Raw genomic sequence first — 17,766 nt, 5'->3', positions numbered from 1 at the left:
TTTCACTCGCTGAGCGAGCAGAATCCTTCAGGATCGTGGGGACTTGTCAGCGGTGCTTGAACTCAGCTGACCGCTTCTCGACGAATGCGGCCATGCCTTCCTTCTGATCTTCGGTAGCGAAGGTCGAGTGGAAGACCCGACGCTCGAAGCGGACGCCCTCGGCGAGGGAAGACTCGAAGGAGCGGTTGACCGCTTCCTTGGCCATCATCGCGATCGGCAGGGACATCTCGGCAATCGTGGTTGCCGTCTTCAGTGCGTCGTCGAGCAGATCTGCCGCCGGGACGATGCGAGACACCAGGCCGGCGCGCTCGGCTTCTTCGGCGTCCATATTGCGTCCGGTGAGGCACATTTCCATGGCCTTTGCCTTGCCCACCGCGCGGGTAAGACGCTGTGAGCCACCGATTCCGGGGATAACTCCGAGCTTGATCTCGGGCTGGCCGAACTTGGCGTTATCCGCGGCGATGATGAAGTCGCAAAGCATCGCGAGTTCGCAACCGCCGCCGAGTGCGTATCCGGCGACAGCGGCGATCAGCGGCTTGCGAGCTGCGGCAACTCGATCCCACGGGGTGAAGAAATCCTCGACGTACGCGTCCATGTACGTCTTGGACTGCATTTCCTTGATGTCGGCGCCGGCGGCAAATGCGCGCTCGGAACCGGTGATCAGAATGGCACCGATGTTGTTGTCCGCTTCGAGGTCGGTTACCGCGGCAACAACCTCGTTCATCAGCTCGGAGTTGAGTGCGTTGAGCGCCTTGGGACGGTTGAGCGTGATGACGCCGACGCGGCCCTTACGCTCGAGAATGATGGTGTTGAAGTCGGTCACTGCTGTCCTTCGGTCGAACGGTCTCGGATGTCGTTGATGATGGCAGAGAAGTCCTGACCACCGGCACCCGCGGCATGGTACTGGCTGTAGAGCTCAGCAGCCTTGAGACCGAGTTCGGCGTCAACACCATTGGTACGCAGGGCATTTGCTGCCAGACCGAGATCCTTGTCCATCAACGCGACCGCAAAACCCGGCTGGTAGTCGTTGTTGGCCGGGCTGGTAGGCACCGGTCCTGGTACCGGGCAGTTGGACGTGAGCGCCCAGCACTGTCCCGATGCGTTGGATGCGACGTCGAAGAGTGCCTGGTTGCTCAGTCCGAGCTTCTCGCCCAGAACGAATGCTTCGCTGATCGCGATCATCGAGACACCGAGGATCATGTTGTTGCAGATCTTCGCGGCCTGACCGACACCGGCGTCGCCGCAGTGAACGACCTTGCGGCCCATCACGTCCAGCAATGGAGACGCGGCCTGGAAGTCCTCTTCGGATCCGCCGACCATGAATGCGAGGGTTCCGGCGGTTGCGCCGACAACACCACCGGAGACCGGGGCGTCGACGCTACGGTGTCCGGCGGCCTCTGCCCGCTCGTGTGCTTCGCGGGCATCGGCGACGTCGATCGTCGAACAGTCGATGAACAGTGTGCCCGGCTTAGCGACGGGCAGCAGATCGTCGTACAGCCCCAGAACGTGCTTGCCGCTCGGCAGCATCGTGATGACGACGTCGGCGTCGCGCACCGCATCGACAGCCGAATCCGCTACCGATGCACCGTCTTTGACCGCCTGCTCGAGGGCAGCCGGTGCCAGGTCGAACCCGACTACCGTGTGTCCGGCCTTGACGAGGTTGGCCGCCATCGGTCCACCCATGTGTCCGAGTCCGATAAATCCAATGGTGCTCATTAGTGATGCTCCTTCGGCGGTGATCAGTTGCCTTGCGGTTGAGGGGTGAGGCCGAGTTCCTGCTCGCCGAGGGGTGCAAAATACGCGTCCACGGCGGCTTCGGTGACGTCCGCGAGGGTCGCGGGCAGCCACTGCGGGTTGCGGTCCTTCTCGACCACCTGTGCGCGGATGCCCTCGACGAGATCGTGCGAACTCAGTGACGCCGTCGACACCCGGAACTCCTCGTTCAGAACGTCTTCGAGACTGTCGGCACCCTTGGCGTGACGAAGTGAACGCAACGTGACGGCCAGCGCGATCGGCGACTTACCGAGAATCTGCTCGGCGGCCTTCTCCGCTTCGGGAATTCCACTGGCGCGCAGTCGCTCGACAATCGCGACGACATTGTCTGCCGAGTACGCGGCGTCGATCCAACTCTGCTGTGCCAGTAGTTCCGAAACCGGTGCGGGCTCGGCAAATTGAGCAACGGCCTGCTCTACCGTCGACGATGCGATCGCCTCGATGAACGTCTCGATGTTCTCGGACGGGATGAAGTGATCCGCGAATCCTGTCGCGATGGCGTCGCCGGCACTCAAGCGTGCCGTGGTGAGCGCGATGTGTGTTCCCAGCTCTCCGGGAGCGCGCGAGAGCAGGTACGTTCCGCCGACGTCGGGGATGAATCCGATTCCGGTCTCGGGCATTCCGATCATGGAACGCTCGGTCACGATGCGGACGTCGCCGTGTGCGGACACTCCGACACCTCCGCCCATGACGATGCCGTCCATGATTGCAATGTACGGCTTCGGGTAGTTCGAGATCTCGGCGTTGAGGATGTACTCGTCGCGCCAGAAGTCGAGCGAACCGGTCTTGCCGTCCTTGGCGTCGTGGTAGATCGAGACGATGTCGCCGCCCGCGCACAAGCCACGTTCGCCTGCACCGGTCAGGACAACGGCCTTGACCTCGTCGTCGGACTTCCAGGCCTCGAGTGCCGCGGCCATCGCCGTCACCATCGAGTGATTGAGCGCGTTGATCGCCTTGGGACGGTTGAGGGTGATGAGTCCCAGCCCGTCGCGCTTCTCGATCAGAACTTCGTTCTCTTCGGTCATGCTGCTCCCTGCTTTCCCTGCCCTGCGATCACACTGCGAGCGATGACCACACGCATGATCTCGTTGCTGCCTTCGAGGATCTGGTGAACGCGAAGATCGCGAACGATCTTCTCGATCCCGTACTCAGCAAGATAGCCGTACCCGCCGTGAAGCTGTAGCGCCCGGTTGGCCACGTCGAAACCGTTGTCGGTCGCGAAGCGCTTCGCCATCGCGCACAGTTCCACGACATCGGGTGCGCCCTCGTCGAGAGCTGCGGCAGCGCGCCACAGCAGGGTTCGCGCAGCTTCCAGGTCGGTCCGCATATCGGCGAGCTGGAACTGCAGAGCCTGCGATTCGATCAACGCCGAACCGAAAGCCTTGCGGTCCACCAGATATCCGACGGCTTTGTCGAACGCCGCCTGTGCGCCGCCCACCGAGCACGCCGCGATGTTGAGGCGACCGCCGTTGAGGCCCTTCATCGCGATGCGGAATCCGCTGCCTTCTTCGCCGAGCATGTTGGCGGCGGGAACGCGCACGTCCTCCATGATCACCTGACGAGTGGGCTGTGCGTTCCAGCCCATCTTGATCTCGTTGGCACCGAAGGACAGGCCAGGCGAATCCTTCGGCACGATGAACGCCGTGATTCCCTTGGCACCAGCAGATCCGGTTCGGGCCATCACGACGTACACATCGGAAGTCCCTGCGCCGGAGATGAACTGCTTGACACCGTTGAGGATGTAGTCGTCGCCGTCGCGAACAGCCTTGGTGCTCAAGCCGGCCGCGTCGGAACCTGCACCGGGCTCGGTCAGGCAGTAACTGCCCAACTGATCCATCGAGCAGAGTCCGGGTACCCACTTGTGGCGCTGTTCGTCGTTGCCGAACTGGTCGATCATCCACGTGACCATGTTGTGGATGGAGATGTACGCGGCGATCGACGGATCTCCCTTGGCGAGCTCCTCGAAGATCCGAGCGGCGTCGACGCGGGTCAGTTCACTGCCACCGACATCCTCGCGAATGTAGATCCCGCCCATCCCCAGGGACGCCGCCTTGCGGAGAACGTCCACCGGGAAATGCTTGGTCTGATCCCACTCCACCGCATTCGGTGCCAGATGCTCGGCCGCGAAGTCGCGGGCAGTGTCACGAATCGCCCGCTCGTCATCGGTCAGAGTAAACATGGAAAGTGTTCCGATCAGTTCATCGTGGGGATGACGAAGTGGTTGGTCTCTTCCTTCTTGCCGGAAGGCCAGCGCTGCGTCACCGTCTTGGTCTTGGTGTAGAAACGGAAGGAGTCGGGACCGTGCTGATTCAGGTCACCGAAGCCGGAGCGCTTCCAGCCACCGAAGGTGTGGTACGCGATCGGGACCGGGATCGGCACGTTGACGCCGACCATGCCGACGTTGACGCGGGCCGTGAAGTCACGAGCGGTATCGCCGTCACGGGTGAAGATGGAGACGCCGTTTCCGTACTCGTGTTCCGTCGGAAGACGCAGTGCCTCTTCGTAATCGGCAGCGCGCACAACCTGAAGTACGGGTCCGAAGATTTCTTCCTTGTAGATGCGCATATCCGACGTAACGTTGTCGAACAGGGTTGCGCCGGCGAAGAATCCGCCTTCATGGCCTTCGAGGGTGAAGCCGCGGCCGTCGACGACTGCCGTTGCGCCCTCGTCGATGCCGATCTGCACGTAGTTGTTGACGCGGTCGAGGGCATCCTGGCAGACGAGGGGCCCGAAGTCGACACCTTCGTCGTCACTGCGACCGATCTTCAGCTTCGCGACGCGTTCCTTCAGCTTGGCAACCAGCGCATCTGCCGTTTCTTCGCCGACGGGAACGGCAACGGAGATGGCCATGCAACGCTCACCGGCGCTGCCGTAGCCGGCACCGATCAGGGCGTCGGCAACCTCGTCGAGGTCGGCGTCCGGCATGACGATCGCGTGGTTCTTGGCACCACCGAAGCACTGTGCACGCTTGCCGTGAGCTGCGGCGGTCTCGTAGATGTACTGGGCGATCGGCGTGGAGCCGACAAAACCGACAGCCTTGATGCGGTCGTCGGTGAGCAGGACGTCGACAACTTCCTTGTCACCGTTGACCACGTTGAACACGCCAGCGGGCAGTCCGGCTTCTAGGAACAGCTCGGCCAGGCGCAGCGGCACGGAGGGGTCACGCTCGGACGGCTTGAGAATGAAGGCGTTACCTGCGGCGAGGGCCGGGCCGGCCTTCCACAGCGGGATCATCGCGGGGAAGTTGAAGGGCGTGATGCCGGCAACGACGCCCAGCGGCTGACGCATCGAGTACACGTCGATACCCGTGCCTGCGCTCTCGGTGAATTCGCCCTTGAGCAGGTGCGGAGCACCGACGGCAAATTCGATGACCTCGAGGCCACGCTGGATGTCACCCTTGGCGTCAGCGACGGTCTTGCCGTGCTCGGACGAGAGGAGACGAGCGAGGGAGTCCATCTCAGCCTGAGCGAGCTGGAGGAATTTCATGAGCACGCGGGCGCGCTTCTGCGGGTTGAAAGCAGCCCAGACCTTCTGCGCCTCTTCTGCATTGGCGATGATGGCTTCGGTTTCGGCCTTGCTTGCGAGCGGGACGCGCGCCTGAACCTTACCGGTGTTGGGATCGAAGACGTCTGCAAATCGATCGGAAGCTCCGGGAACCCGCTTGCCACCGACGAAGTGCGTCAACTCTTGAACTGCCGCATTGTCAACCATTGTGCTAACCCGTTCCTTGCTCGTTGTGGACTGCCCGAGAAGCAGCGCCGAGTATGTCTACCATCCTATAGTTGGATGTCCATGTATGTCTAGGGCCGAAGCCGCGGACAGCGCAATTTCCCGGTCAGTGACCTCATATCCACCGCTACCACCGCCCGGCCCACCGGAACCTTCGACGATCGCGCGAGCGGACAAGTGGATCGCGTCGACTCCGGTCGCCGCAATTGCGGCAATATCGGGAATCCGGACGCCGCCACCGGCCATGATCTGGATCCGCCCCGCGGCGTGATCGACCAGGGTCCCCAACTCCGCCAGCCCTTCGGCGCAGGTCGGGGCACCGCCCGACGTCAAGACCCGGGTTACTTCGAGATCCACCAAGATGTCGAGTGCCACATTTCTGTCCGGCACCACGTCGACGGCGCGGTGTGCGGTGACTTCGACAGTTGACGGGTCGATGCAGTCGATGATCGAACGCATCGCGTCGACATCGACCGCGGAGGTTTCGGTCAGAGCGCCGATCACTATCCCGGACGCACCTGCTGCCACTGCGGCGCGTGTGTCACGGCATATCACCACCATCTCGTCGGCAGAGTATACAAATCCACCAGCCCGTGGCCGGATCAGGACATGCACCGGAACACCCACTGCCACAACTGCTTCGATCAATCCGTAGCTGGGGGTGAGACCACCGGTTGCCCCCAGTGCCGCACAGAGTTCAACACGCGCCGCCCCCACGGCGAGTGCGATCTGCGCCCCACGAACATCCTGAACGGCAAGTTCGAGAGCGCTCATGTCAGTACGACTGCCAGGGTGGCTTGTTCTCGAGCGCGTACCGGTAGTAGTCGGCCAACTTCAACCGCCCGGCAGCAGCTTCGTCGATGACCACCGTGACGTGGCGATGCCACTGCAGGATCGATGCGGGGCAAAATGCCGTCAACGGGCCTTCGACGGCTGCAGCAATCGCGTCGGCCTTGCCTTCGCCGGTCGCGATCATCACCAAATGCCGTGCATCACTGATAGTTCCGAGGCCCTGGGTGAGAACGTGATGAGGAACATCGTCAGGACGCTCGAAGAAACGAGCGTTGTCGATTCGCGTCTGCTCCGTCAACGTCTTGACCCGGGTTCGCGACGACAGAGCGGAACCGGGTTCGTTGAAACCTATGTGTCCGTCGGTGCCGATTCCGAGCAACTGGACGTCCACTCCCCCGGCTTCGGCGATACTACGGTCGTAGCGTTCCACTGCGGCATCGGGAATTACTGCTTCACCGTCTGGGCTGAACACCCGCTCCGGATCCAGATTGACGTGGTCGACGAATTCGGCGCGAATCACCGAATAGTACGACTGCGAATGGCTTTTCGGCAGTCCAAGATACTCGTCGAGCAAGAATGCCTGAGCCTGCGAGAAGTCCAGTCCCGACACCCGGTGACGACGCGCCAGCTCGCGGTACGTCCCGATCGGCGACGAACCTGTTGCGAGCCCAAGCGTCGTAGCACCGCGTCGGACATAGCCTTCGACGATGTCTGCTGCCGTCGAGTCGACCTCCAGCGGGGTAGGCATGATGACAATTTCCATCAGATTTCCTTTCCGGCGGCCCGACCGCCGTGTAGTACGCGCACCGGGCGCAGGTGACGATCGGTGACCAGGATGTCGGCGCGGTAGCCGGCAGTCAGCGATCCATGTGAATCGTGCAGTCCCAGCAGTGTTGCCGGGGTACGAGTGGCAGCGGTGACGGCATCGGCGAGTTCAACTCCGCTGTCGAACACGGTGCTACGCAGCACATCCAGCAGTCGTGCCGTTCCGCCGGCTATGGCCCCGTCCGAACCGTCGGATGTGGCAAGTCTGGCGACGCCACCGCTCACCACCACATCCAGAGCGCCGAGTTGATAGTTTCCGTCGGCCATTCCGGCGGCAGCCATGGAATCACTGACCAGCGTGATCTGGTCTGCGCCGACGGCATCGAACACCATGGACACCGTTTCCGGAGCCAGATGCACTCCATCGGCGATCAGTTCCACCACCATCTCTCCTCTCCCGGCGGCCGCGAGGCACGCCGCCACCGGACCCGGCGAACGGTGATGCAACGGCGGCATCCCGTTGAACAGGTGTGTTGCGCTCACCCGACCGCTGCGAGCCGCCTGTCCGATCCGGGTCGACGTAGTCGCCGCATCGGCGTCGGTGTGTCCGAAGCTGGGCAGAATTTCGCGTCGACGCATGACGTCGAGCAGTTTCCCGAAATTCTCCGTCTCCGGTGCCAGAGTCATCGAACGCACGTGCCCGCGGGCCGCGTTGCACACCTCTTCGAGCAGGTCAGGGTCCCCGGAAACTATCGCTGCGGGATCCTGGGCACCACATCGAACACAATTGATAAACGGCCCTTCGAGGTGGATACCCAGAATCTCGCCGTCCTCAACCAGGTCGGCCAACATCGCGGCTTGGCGCATCAGATCCGCACGGGGCGCCGACACCAAACTTGCCAGCAGACCCGTCGTCCCGTGCTCACGGTGATGCGACGCGGCCACTCGGGCGCCCGCCGCGTCGGTGTTGGGGAAACCCGCTCCCGCGGCGCCGTGACTGTGGACGTCGATCAGCCCGGGAAGTATCACGCAGTCGGTTGCGTCCGGAACATCAGCGGGATCCGGGCCATCAGCTAAGGCATAGTCCTTCGCCGCCCCCACCCAGCTGATCAGCTCACCGTCGACCACAACGATGCCGTCGTCGATGCTCCCGGAGGAACCGCCGACAACGGTGCCGCGCAGCACGAGTGACTCGGTCACGAGGAATTCCTGATGCTCGCGACCGCCGCCCTGCCGTCGACCGGCGTTCGGGCATTACGAGCCGCCGACGCCATCTGCAGGCATACCTCGAGATCGAGCGCCGACAGTTCCGCGCGAACGGCCCCGATCGCTGCGACGGACATCGACAGACTCGACACCCCGAGACCGACCAACACCGGCGCCAACAGCGGATCCGACGCCGATTCCCCGCACACACCAACAGGTTTGCCTGCGACGGCTCCGGCCTGACCGACCATCGCGATCAGGTCGAGGACTGCCGGCTGCCACGGGTCGAGCAGGTGTGCGAGGCTGCCCGTCATCCGGTCGACCGCACAGGTGTACTGGCTCAGGTCATTGGTTCCGATACTCAGGAAATCCAGATGTTCGAGGAGATCTCCTGCGCGCAGGGCCGCAGCCGGAACCTCGATCATCGCGCCCACCTTGCCGACCCCACGGGATCGGGCGAGTTCCGCGAAGCCCGCAGCTTCATCGGCCGTCGCGACCATCGGTGCCATGACGCGCAGATCCGCGCCGGTTGCATCGGCAGCCGCAACCAGTGCGTCGAGCTGGGTTACCAGAGTGTCCGGATACAGATTTGCCACGCGGAGCCCCCGAATTCCGAGCGCCGGATTCTCCTCGACCCCGAGATCCAGGAAGGGCAACGGTTTGTCGGAACCGGAATCGAGGGTCCGCACCACAACGGCGCGTCCGGCAAAGTGCTCGAAAACAGCTCTGTACGTTGCGGTCTGCTCCGCCACGGAGGGTGCATCGTGGCGACCGAGATACGAGAATTCGGTACGGAACAGGCCAACACCCTCACAGTCGGCGGCGCCCGCACGTTCGGCATCGGCCACGGTCCCGATGTTTGCCGCCAAGCGCACGGCAAAACCGTCGCGGGTACGTCCGGGACCGCTGGCAGTCGCGGCGCGAGCAGCACGGGCCGATGCTTCCCTGGCGACCTCACTGCACTGCTCGGGGCTCGGATCGATCGTCACCGTCCCGCTCGAACCGTCGAGGATCAGAACAGCACCCGGGACCAGCCGATCGGTATCCGCGCAGTTCACCACCGCCGGAATGCCGAGCGACTTGGCGAGGATGGCGGTGTGACTGGTTGGCCCGCCCTCTGCGGTGAGCAATCCGACCACGTCGGTGTCGCCGAGCGTTGCCGTGTCGGCGGGCGCCAGGTCCCGGGCCACCAGAATGTACGGGTAACCGGGGTTGGGGATTCCTGGCATCGGTTCGCCGCGCAGCACTGCGACCACCCGCTGAGCGAGGTCACGCAGATCTGTTGCCCGCTCGGCCATGTACCCGCCAACCGCGTCGAGCTTGGCGCAGAATCCGTCGAAGGCAACCGTCACCGAATGTGCTGTCGGCAGACCTGATTCGAGGTTCTTCTGCGCCGCGCCGACGATGGCCCGATCCCGTGCCATCGCCGCCGACGTGGTCAGGATGTCCGCGGAGACACCGTCGACGGATTCCGCGCGGCGCAGGAGTTCCGCACTGACGGTGTCGAGCGCCGATCGAATTCTGGCCAGTTCGGACTCCGGCTCGCCGGTGATCGGATCCTGCGCCGAAGTACGTTCGGGCACTGCGAAACTCAACCAGGGTGCGCAGACGACTCCGGCACTGACTCCGAGTGCACTGATCTGGTTCCGCTCGGTGATTGTTGCCGTTGTCATGCGTCAGCGCCCTTCCAGTTCCTTGTCGAGTTTCTTCTCCACTTCCGCGACGAGTGGTGCGTCGGTCCGGGTGTCGCCTTCGGCAGCGAGCGCCATTTCGGCTTCGAGGAGCGCAGCATCAGGCTCGCCTGCCGCAACTTCGGCCTCTTCTTCGCGGCCTGGCGTGCGCAGGTTCCACTTCTTGATGACAAAGCTGAAGAGGAAGTAGTAGATGAGCGCGTACGCAAGTCCGATCGGGATGAGCATCCAGGCGTTGGTGGCCTTGCCGAAGTTCAGGACGTAGTCGAAGAAGCCGGCTGAGAAGGTGAATCCGTCGTGGATTCCCAGTGCGTTGACCAACGCCATCGACGTACCGGTCAGAAGCGCGTGGATGACGTACAGCGGCCACGCAACAAACATGAACGAGTATTCGAGGGGCTCGGTGATGCCGGTGAGGAAGGCGGTGAGGCCGGTGGAGAGCATGATGCCGCCGACAAGCTTCTTCTGAGAGGGCTTGGCATTGCGCCAGATGGCAAACGCCGCAGCCGGCAGGGCAAACATCATGATCGGGAAGAATCCGGTCATGAACGTCCCGGCAGTGGGGTCACCGGCAAAGAACCGGTTGAGGTCGCCGCGGATGATCTGACCGCTGGCGTTCTGGTAGTCGCCGATCAGGAACCACACTGCCGAGTTGAGGATGTGGTGCAGGCCGGTCGGGATGAGCAGACGGTTGGCTGCGCCGTAGATGCCGCCGCCGACAACGGTATTCGAGGCAACTGCTTCACCGACCCAGTTCAGTCCGGAGTTGAACAGCGGGTACAAGAACGCCATGAGGACGCCGACGAGCAGGCCGGTAACGGCGGTCAGGATCGGAACCAAACGTCGGCCGTTGAAGAATCCGAGGTAGTCGGGCAGTTTTGTTCGATAGAAGCGCTGCCACAGAATTGCGGAGAGTAGACCCATCACGATGCCGGCGAGTACGCCGTAATTGATCAACGACTGATCCCCGTTGGGATCGGTTTTTCCTTCGAGAACGATCGGCGACATGGCCTTGAAGACACCGTCGATCACTATGTACCCGACCACCGCGGCAAGGGCGGTGGATCCGTCTGCCTTCTTGGCCCACCCGATCGCAATGCCGACGGCAAAGATCAGCGGCAGCCACGTGAACACGGCTTGACCGGCAGCGGAAATCACCGTGGCCGCGCTCTCGAGCGGACTGAACCGCCCGAGCAGGTCGTCCTGGCCGAGTCGCAGAAGGATGCCGGCTGCCGGGAGAACGGCAATGGGCAACATCAAACTTCGGCCGAGGCGTTGGACGCCGGCGAAGAACGTTGATTCCTTCTTGGGAGTGTCGTCGAGCGTCATCGTTGAATCACATCGGAATCGACACCGTCAAACTCGAAGGCAAGGGCTTCACGCTCATCGCATCCGAGGGTGACACCGTCGCGGCCGGCGATCCTGTCGTCAGCTTCGATCCGGCGTTCATCGATACCACCGGCTACTCGGCAATCTGCCCGGTTGTAGTCATGGACTCCAAACCCGATACCGTCGAATCCCCTTCTGTGGGAGAAGAAGTGAAGACCGGCGACATCTTGTTCGACTGGTCTGCCTGAATACGAGCGAGGCGGGCGCACCCTCGAAAGAGGATGCGCCCGCCTGCTGTTCGGGTTGCGATCAGGCGCGTGTGCCCGCTCGTTCGTTTCCCTGTACTTCCATCTGCAGTTGATAACGATCGGAGCGGTACCAACTGCACGTGTGCTCGATCGGCGCGCCCTCGCTGAAGGACACTCGATCGAAGTACAGAACGGGTGCCCCCTTCTTCGTCCCGAGCAGAGTGGCGATCTCGATGGTTGCACCGTCGGCGCTGACGGTCTGTTCCGCGCGGTCGATCGGCTTGTCGTACTTGTCGGCCGTCGCACGGTAGATCGACCCGGTCAGGTCGAGGTCGGTGAGCCCGGGCAATTGCTGTGGGTTGTACCAACCGTCGTCGACACTCACCGGTTCACCGTCTGCCAAGCGCAGGCGTTTGACGTGGTAGCCCAACGATCCCGGCTCCATTCCGAGCGCCGACGCCGTGGCATCGGGCACGGTGTCTTCCTCGTTGACGAGGACCACAGTGGTGGGAACGTGTCCCTGGGCTCGCATTTCCTCGGTGAACGACGCGAGGTGCAGCTTGGATTGAACCTGGCGGTGAGCGACAAAGGTTCCCTTGCCACGCACGCGCACAAGATAGCCGTCGTTGACGAGTTGACCGATCGCCTCAGGAACCGTGATTCGGCTGACGCCGTAATCCTGCATCAAGTTACGCTCACTGGTCATCAAGTCGCCCGGCTGCAACTCGCGGGTGCACTTGTGCAGCAAAATGTTTCGTAACTGCTCGTGTTTGGGTATAGCGCTGTCGCGCAGATGTACGGGCATCACGGCGGCTGCCCCTTTCGTGAAGTGAAAGAATCTATCGTCGACAGGTCCCTACCGGACCTATCCACCTCACGATACTGGAACAGGCACCGGGATCCTAGTGGTTGAGCTCAGGAGTCCAATTGCCGGTAAATTGCCCGCAGTTCGGCGAGCGCGACGTTTTGCTGTGCCACATCCAATCCCAGCGCAGCCACCGAGGCCCGCAACGCGTTCACGTCCAGATCGTCTATCGCAGCCCGGAATTCGACTCGCGGCAATCCTGGCAGAAGGGACGAGTCCCCGAACCAGCTTTCTACGTCGACCGCGATCGTGGTCTCGTCTTCCACTCCCCCGATCAGATCGCTGAGATCGACCCCGCGCAGGATCAGAAGTTGCAGCGGATCGGTATCGATCCGCTCGGCAGTCAGGAAGGCCACGGCCGCAGCATGTTTACACGGCCATCCCTCGTCGGGACAGGTGCAGTCGAATTGGAAAGCACCCGGCCCGTCCGGCAGGAGTTGCGCGGCGAGCATGTCCGGAACCACCCCGGAGACCAGCGAGGCCAATGAGCCTGGGACCCGGCGGAGTTTGGTGATGATGTCGTCGATATCCGTGTTGTCGAGAGTGCTGACTGCGAGAGTGGCGGTGAACGGTTCGAGCTGTGTCCCCCAGGCCTCGCCGGTTACGCGTCCCGGCCGAATATCGAGCGGCAAGACCTTGCCTGTGCGAGCAAAAGTTCGACCCCGCGAGACCCGGCCCTTGTCACCGATCTGCTCGATGACCCGGACAAATGCCTTGCCCCAGAACGTCCGACCGAAAGCGGGGCGAGACTTGATCGGCGCCGCTCGCTTACGCGCGCCCGTGTATTCACTGAAATCGGGACCTCCACGACGCGGACTCATTCGCCTACCGCGTCGTCACCGAGTCGGAGCAATTCACCGAGCTGTTCGACGCTCATCTCCGTCACCCAGTTCTCCCCTGTTCCGACGGCCAGCTCGGCCAATTCGCTCTTCGTGTCGATCATCGTGTCGATCCGTTCTTCCAATGTCCCGACACAGACCATCTTGCGGACCTGGACATTTCGATTTTGACCGATGCGGAACACACGGTCGGTGGCCTGATTCTCGACCGCGGGATTCCACCACCGATCCATATGGACAACGTGATTCGCGGCGGTCAGATTGAGTCCCGTTCCGCCGGCTTTGAGCGAGAGCACCATGATCGGCGGACCGCCGACACTCTGGAACTCCTCGACCATGGTGTCACGGCCGGCCTTCGACACACCGCCGTGCAGGAACGGGACCCCCGTGCTGAACCGCTCGGACAGGTAGGGCACCACCAGTTCCCCGAACTCGCGGAACTGCGTGAACAGCAACACCTTCTCGTCTTCCGCAGTCACCGATTCGACGATGTCTTCGATCAATCCGAGTTTGCCGGAACGATGCTGACCGCGGCGCATCACCGCAGATCCGTCGCGAAGAAAATGCGCCGGATGGTTACAGACCTGCTTGAGTTTGGTGAGAGCGGAGAGCACTGCGCCTTTGCGCTTCATACCTTCCGTGCCCTTGATCTGGGCCATCATGTCGTCGACTACCGCGCGATAGAGAGCAGCTTGCTCTTCGCTGAGATTTGCGCGGACCGTCATCTCGAGTTTTTCCGGAAGATCGGAGATGACAGCGGGATCGGTCTTGACTCGCCGCAGGACAAACGGCGACGTGACGGCGCGCAGCCGCGAAACGGCAAGTTCGTCCTTCTCCCGTTCGATCGGCACGACAAAGCGTTTGCGGAACATCTGTTCCGAACCGAGCACACCACGGTTGGCGAAGTCGAGGATGGATCGCAGCTCGTCCAACCGGTTTTCCACCGGAGTTCCGGTCAATGCGACCCGATGTGCCGCCGGGATGCTGCGAGCGGCGCGCGCCTGCGATGTCTTGGCATTCTTGATGTGCTGGGCCTCGTCGAGCACAACGCGACGCCAATCGAGATCCTTCAGGGCAGCGACGTCACGCGTCATCAACGCGTACGTCGTGATCACCAGATCGTGGCTGCGTACTGCGGCCTCGAGCGCCGCGCCCGTTGCGCGATCGGAACCGTGATGGACGTACACCCGCAGGCTCGGAACAAACCGCGCCGTCTCGCGCTGCCAGTTACCGACCACCGACATCGGACACACCAACAGCGTTGGCGTCGTGGACTTCTCGTGCGCAAGCAGCGCCAACAGTTGGAGCGTCTTTCCCAACCCCATGTCGTCCGCCAATACCGCACCCAACCCGAGAGCGCTCATGTACGCCAACCAGTTGAGTCCTCGCCGCTGATAAGGCCGCAGTACCGCTTTGACTTCTGCCGGAACCGGAACCTCTGCCGGTTCGACCGAATTGTTCAGCAGCGCCGACGCCCACCCCGTTGCCGTCACTTCTTCGACGGGAAGATCTTTGAGGTCGTCGGCGATCAGGTCTTTGATCAATTCGATGATGGCCCGGTCGCCACTCGCATGGCGCTCGCCGACAAAACGAGCGGCCCGGGCAAGCACCTCCCGGTCAGCTTGGACCCACTCACCGCGCAAGCGAACAAGATCCGACTTCGCGTCGACCAGGCGCGCCATTTCTTCCGGCGTGAGCACTTTGTCTCCGAGCGCCAACTCCCAGTCGTATTCCACCAACTGATCCAGGCCGACCGTACGATTCTCGGCGACGATCGGTGAGGATGCCGAGGTGACTTTCACGCGCAACGACGGCGACACGACGCTCCACGCCCGAGGCAGCAGGAGCGTGATTCCCTTCTCCTGCAAGGCGATAGCGCCGTGGCCGACCAGATCCATCACCACAGCTGTCGGCAGTAGAAGGTCCAAGCTGTCGTCGTCGCGCGGCACATCCCGAAAGCGAGGGTAGGCGGCGATGGCTTCCTCGAGTTTTCGGCTACCTACTTGCAGGCGCGCGGCATCGGCACGGTGCAGCCTGATCCGTTCGGGGGCTTCACCTTCCGGCCGAAGGCACACTTGCAGTCGCCAGAGTGCTTCCGCATCGATATCGGCGTCCTCGCTCAGTTCCGGTTCGATCAACCGCAGGACCAAGTCGGGCTCATGTGCGGTGAGAGTGCCGCGCCATTGCGTCAGAGACGACGCAACTCGCAATTCCGCGTTGTCGAATGCGTCGCCGCGGACCAATGCCGCCCACAGCCCGGTCGTGGGAGTGTCGACCGACTCGCCCAGCACTCGGCGAACAACCGAATCGGTCAGTTCGAGAACAACGTCGTCCAAAACAGCTCGAGGTGATCCCACTGCGCGCTGCACCGGGGGCATCGCAACAACCAACTCACCCAGCCACGCGCGCTGACGCTCGTCGATCAGCAGCCGCCAGCGCGGCCACCAACTGCCCTCGGCACGGCCCAGTTCGGGAACAACCCGCCCTGCCCGCACCCAACGCTCGATCCCCCGAACAACGTGGACAAGGTAATGCAGGTCGCCGGCAACCCGGCCGTCCGCAGGTTTGATCCGAAGCAGCAGGTCAACGGCATCACCCGGTGCCAGCGCCACCGCCGCGTACTCACTCTGCAGCGGCCCACCCGGCACGGAAGGCATCGCGATACTTACTCGATGACGGAATTTTCGGTGCAGGACAGCACTGACCGGGTCGCGGGGATCATCGACCCCGGCGCCCTCGTGCCCGTCTACCCACAGTTTGAGCCCCGATCCCGGTGACCAGAGTCCATGCAGCATCCGACCATCCAATCAGGTGCTACCGACATAGGCTGTTGTCATGGTCCTGGCATATGGTTTCACCGAGTACGGCGGTCCGCAGACTCAATCGTTCTTCGACGTTTCCCTGCCGCCACCTGGCGCCGGGCAGATTGTGGTGTCCGTCCGCGCTGCCGGCGTCAATCCGGCGGACTGGAAGGTCCGGGCGGGAACCCGCAAGGACACCGTGCCGGTGACACTGCCGGCAGTGCTCGGCCGCGAGGTGTCAGGTGTCGTCACCAGCGTGGGACCACGGGTCACGGAGTTCGACGTCGGCGACGAGGTGTTCGGCTCCACCGCAACAGGATTCGGCGGATATACCGAGGCAACCGTGCTCAATGCCTCCCAGGCCGCACGCAAACCGACCGCGGCGTCCTGGGCCGACGCCGCCGTAATACCCGTTGCCTGCGGAACCGCGTTCGACGCCCTTCATGATCTAGACCTCGCGGCCGGCGCCACGCTGCTGGTGCTCGGCGCGGGCGGTGGAGTCGGGACCAGCACGCTCAGCTTGGCCCGAGCGCGCGGCATCACTGTGCTCGGTGTGGCCAGCGCAGCCAAGCAGGACGCCGTCGAGGAAACCGGATCGCTGTGGGTGGACTCAGGTGATCTGTGGGCAGATGCCGTTGCCGCCCTCGCGCCCAGCGGGGTCGACGGTGTCTTCGATCTGGTCGGCGGGGAGCCCCTCCAGAGGGCCGCTTCATTGCGGCGTCCGGGCGCCCCGCTTATCAGCATCGCCGATTCCGTCGCTGCTACCGAACTCGGCGGCAGCGGAGTAGAACGTCGGCGCACCACCGCGGTGTTCACGGCGGTCGCGGAGTTGGTGGCCGATGGTTCCCTCGACCCCGCCGTGAGGCAGCGCTTTCCCTTCGAGCAGGCCGGCTCAGCCCTTGCTGCTGTGGAGAGTGGGCACAGCGCGGGCAAAGTGGTAATCGAGTTCGACCACGCATCCGAAGCCGATCTGTCGGAACCTGGTGATTGAATCTCGATCAAGTGAGAGGGTCAAGCGAGAGGGGCACGGTGGGACGCAGGGGTTCGTGGGCGATAGTGGTCACGATCCTCGCCTGTGTGCTTACGTCCTGCGGCTGGATCGGCAACGAGAGTTCTGCACCGGGCAGCCCCACCACCACTCAGCTCGAGGATTTGCTCAACCGGGTATCCGTCGTCGATCAGCGCCCGCACCCCGGCGGATATCAGCGCGGCTGCAAGAGTGGACAGGCGTGTGTCTTCGGCCCCGCGTGGTCCGACGACCAGGAAGCCCCGATGGGTCACGACGGCTGCGATACCCGTAACAACGTTCTGGCTCAGGACCTTTCGGAAAAAACGTTCAAGCCCGGAACCCGCGATTGCGTCGTACTGTCCGGTGTGATGACCGATCCGTACTCCGGTGATCGAATCGTGTTCGATCGCAGCCAGGCAAGTGCAGTCCAGATCGACCACGTCTATCCCCTGGCCGCGGCTTGGGATTTCGGGGCAAGTACGTGGCCGATGGACCTGCGCCTGCGGTTCGCCAACGACACGGAATTGAACCTGCTGGCAGTCAAGGGAAGTGACAATCAGTCGAAAGGTGACAGCACTCCCGCGCAGTGGCTCCCACCTAATCCTGCGTACCACTGCTATTACGCCTGGAAGTACCTCGCCGTAGCCGTGAGTTACGGACTACCGATCAGCCGAGCCGACCACACAACGCTGCGCGAACTCGAAGAAGCGCGCTGCTGA

The 17,766-nt window shown here is 62.9% G+C and carries 16 protein-coding genes; 3 read left to right on the top strand and 13 right to left on the bottom strand.

Annotated elements, in window-relative coordinates; genetic code table 11:
- Positions 1–46 precede the first annotated feature (46 nt).
- Genes RG2_RS26410 through RG2_RS26365 form a run of 10 tightly spaced genes read right to left on the bottom strand, consistent with a single transcriptional unit; the run spans position 47 to position 11,285 of the window.
- Entirely contained in the window at positions 47–823 is a 777-nt protein-coding gene (locus tag RG2_RS26410; RefSeq protein WP_033236070.1) for an enoyl-CoA hydratase, read from the bottom strand.
- A complete protein-coding gene (mmsB, locus tag RG2_RS26405) occupies positions 820–1,716 on the bottom strand; it encodes a 3-hydroxyisobutyrate dehydrogenase (RefSeq protein WP_033236069.1) in 897 nt (298 codons plus the stop codon). The genes RG2_RS26410 and mmsB overlap by 4 nt, the downstream gene beginning before the upstream one ends.
- Before the next feature lie 23 nt (positions 1,717–1,739).
- Positions 1,740–2,798 (bottom strand): enoyl-CoA hydratase/isomerase family protein, encoded by a 1,059-nt coding sequence (locus RG2_RS26400; RefSeq protein ID WP_033236068.1) that lies wholly within the window; start codon positions 2,796–2,798, stop codon positions 1,740–1,742.
- The gene (locus RG2_RS26395) at positions 2,795–3,952 is read right to left on the bottom strand and encodes an isobutyryl-CoA dehydrogenase (protein WP_033236067.1); all 1,158 of its coding nucleotides are present in this window, start codon (positions 3,950–3,952) and stop codon (positions 2,795–2,797) included. The genes RG2_RS26400 and RG2_RS26395 overlap by 4 nt, the downstream gene beginning before the upstream one ends.
- Before the next feature lie 14 nt (positions 3,953–3,966).
- Positions 3,967–5,484: a CoA-acylating methylmalonate-semialdehyde dehydrogenase gene (locus tag RG2_RS26390; protein WP_033236066.1), complete on the bottom strand. Its 1,518-nt coding sequence runs from the start codon at positions 5,482–5,484 to the stop codon at positions 3,967–3,969.
- Positions 5,485–5,541: 57 nt separating this feature from the next.
- Positions 5,542–6,276, bottom strand: coding sequence for a copper homeostasis protein CutC (locus tag RG2_RS26385; RefSeq protein ID WP_033236065.1), 735 nt, complete (start codon positions 6,274–6,276; stop codon positions 5,542–5,544).
- Position 6,277: 1 nt separating this feature from the next.
- Positions 6,278–7,057 carry a glucosamine-6-phosphate deaminase gene (gene nagB, locus RG2_RS26380; protein WP_033236064.1) on the bottom strand — a complete coding sequence of 260 codons (780 nt, stop codon included), beginning with the start codon at positions 7,055–7,057 and terminating at the stop codon, positions 6,278–6,280.
- The gene (locus tag RG2_RS26375; RefSeq protein WP_033236063.1) at positions 7,057–8,259 is read right to left on the bottom strand and encodes an N-acetylglucosamine-6-phosphate deacetylase; all 1,203 of its coding nucleotides are present in this window, start codon (positions 8,257–8,259) and stop codon (positions 7,057–7,059) included. Before RG2_RS26375 ends, nagB begins: the two co-directional genes overlap by 1 nt.
- Positions 8,256–9,938: a phosphoenolpyruvate--protein phosphotransferase gene (gene ptsP / locus RG2_RS26370; RefSeq protein ID WP_033236062.1), complete on the bottom strand. Its 1,683-nt coding sequence runs from the start codon at positions 9,936–9,938 to the stop codon at positions 8,256–8,258. Before ptsP ends, RG2_RS26375 begins: the two co-directional genes overlap by 4 nt.
- A gap of 3 nt (positions 9,939–9,941) precedes the next feature.
- Entirely contained in the window at positions 9,942–11,285 is a 1,344-nt protein-coding gene (locus RG2_RS26365) for a PTS transporter subunit EIIC (RefSeq protein ID WP_033236061.1), read from the bottom strand.
- 2 nt (positions 11,286–11,287) lie between these two features.
- On the opposite strand from RG2_RS26365, the gene RG2_RS26360 reads away from it, so the two are divergent.
- Positions 11,288–11,533: a PTS glucose transporter subunit IIA gene (locus RG2_RS26360; protein ID WP_243411119.1), complete on the top strand. Its 246-nt coding sequence runs from the start codon at positions 11,288–11,290 to the stop codon at positions 11,531–11,533.
- A gap of 61 nt (positions 11,534–11,594) precedes the next feature.
- On the opposite strand, the gene RG2_RS26355 is transcribed toward RG2_RS26360, so the two are convergent.
- The 3 genes from RG2_RS26355 to RG2_RS26345 all read right to left on the bottom strand — a co-directional run bounded on the left by RG2_RS26355 (position 11,595) and on the right by RG2_RS26345 (position 16,032).
- Positions 11,595–12,341, bottom strand: a complete 747-nt coding sequence (locus tag RG2_RS26355) for a GntR family transcriptional regulator (protein WP_033236060.1) — start codon at positions 12,339–12,341, stop codon at positions 11,595–11,597.
- Between the two features lie 107 nt (positions 12,342–12,448).
- Positions 12,449–13,219 carry an SWIM zinc finger family protein gene (locus tag RG2_RS26350; RefSeq protein ID WP_033236059.1) on the bottom strand — a complete coding sequence of 257 codons (771 nt, stop codon included), beginning with the start codon at positions 13,217–13,219 and terminating at the stop codon, positions 12,449–12,451.
- Positions 13,216–16,032, bottom strand: a complete 2,817-nt coding sequence (locus tag RG2_RS26345; RefSeq protein WP_033236058.1) for a DEAD/DEAH box helicase — start codon at positions 16,030–16,032, stop codon at positions 13,216–13,218. Before RG2_RS26345 ends, RG2_RS26350 begins: the two co-directional genes overlap by 4 nt.
- Before the next feature lie 40 nt (positions 16,033–16,072).
- On the opposite strand from RG2_RS26345, the gene RG2_RS26340 reads away from it, so the two are divergent.
- Both RG2_RS26340 and RG2_RS26335 read left to right on the top strand, forming a co-directional pair.
- Positions 16,073–17,029, top strand: a complete 957-nt coding sequence (locus RG2_RS26340) for an NADP-dependent oxidoreductase (RefSeq protein WP_033236057.1) — start codon at positions 16,073–16,075, stop codon at positions 17,027–17,029.
- A gap of 38 nt (positions 17,030–17,067) precedes the next feature.
- The gene (locus tag RG2_RS26335) at positions 17,068–17,766 is read left to right on the top strand and encodes an HNH endonuclease family protein (RefSeq protein ID WP_033236056.1); all 699 of its coding nucleotides are present in this window, start codon (positions 17,068–17,070) and stop codon (positions 17,764–17,766) included.

Source organism: Rhodococcus globerulus NBRC 14531 (assembly GCF_001894805.1).
GTDB classification, from domain to species: Bacteria; Actinomycetota; Actinomycetes; order Mycobacteriales; family Mycobacteriaceae; genus Rhodococcus_F; species Rhodococcus_F globerula.
The sequence above is the reverse complement of the archived record's forward strand: the minus strand, read 5'-3'. Positions and strand labels throughout refer to the sequence as shown.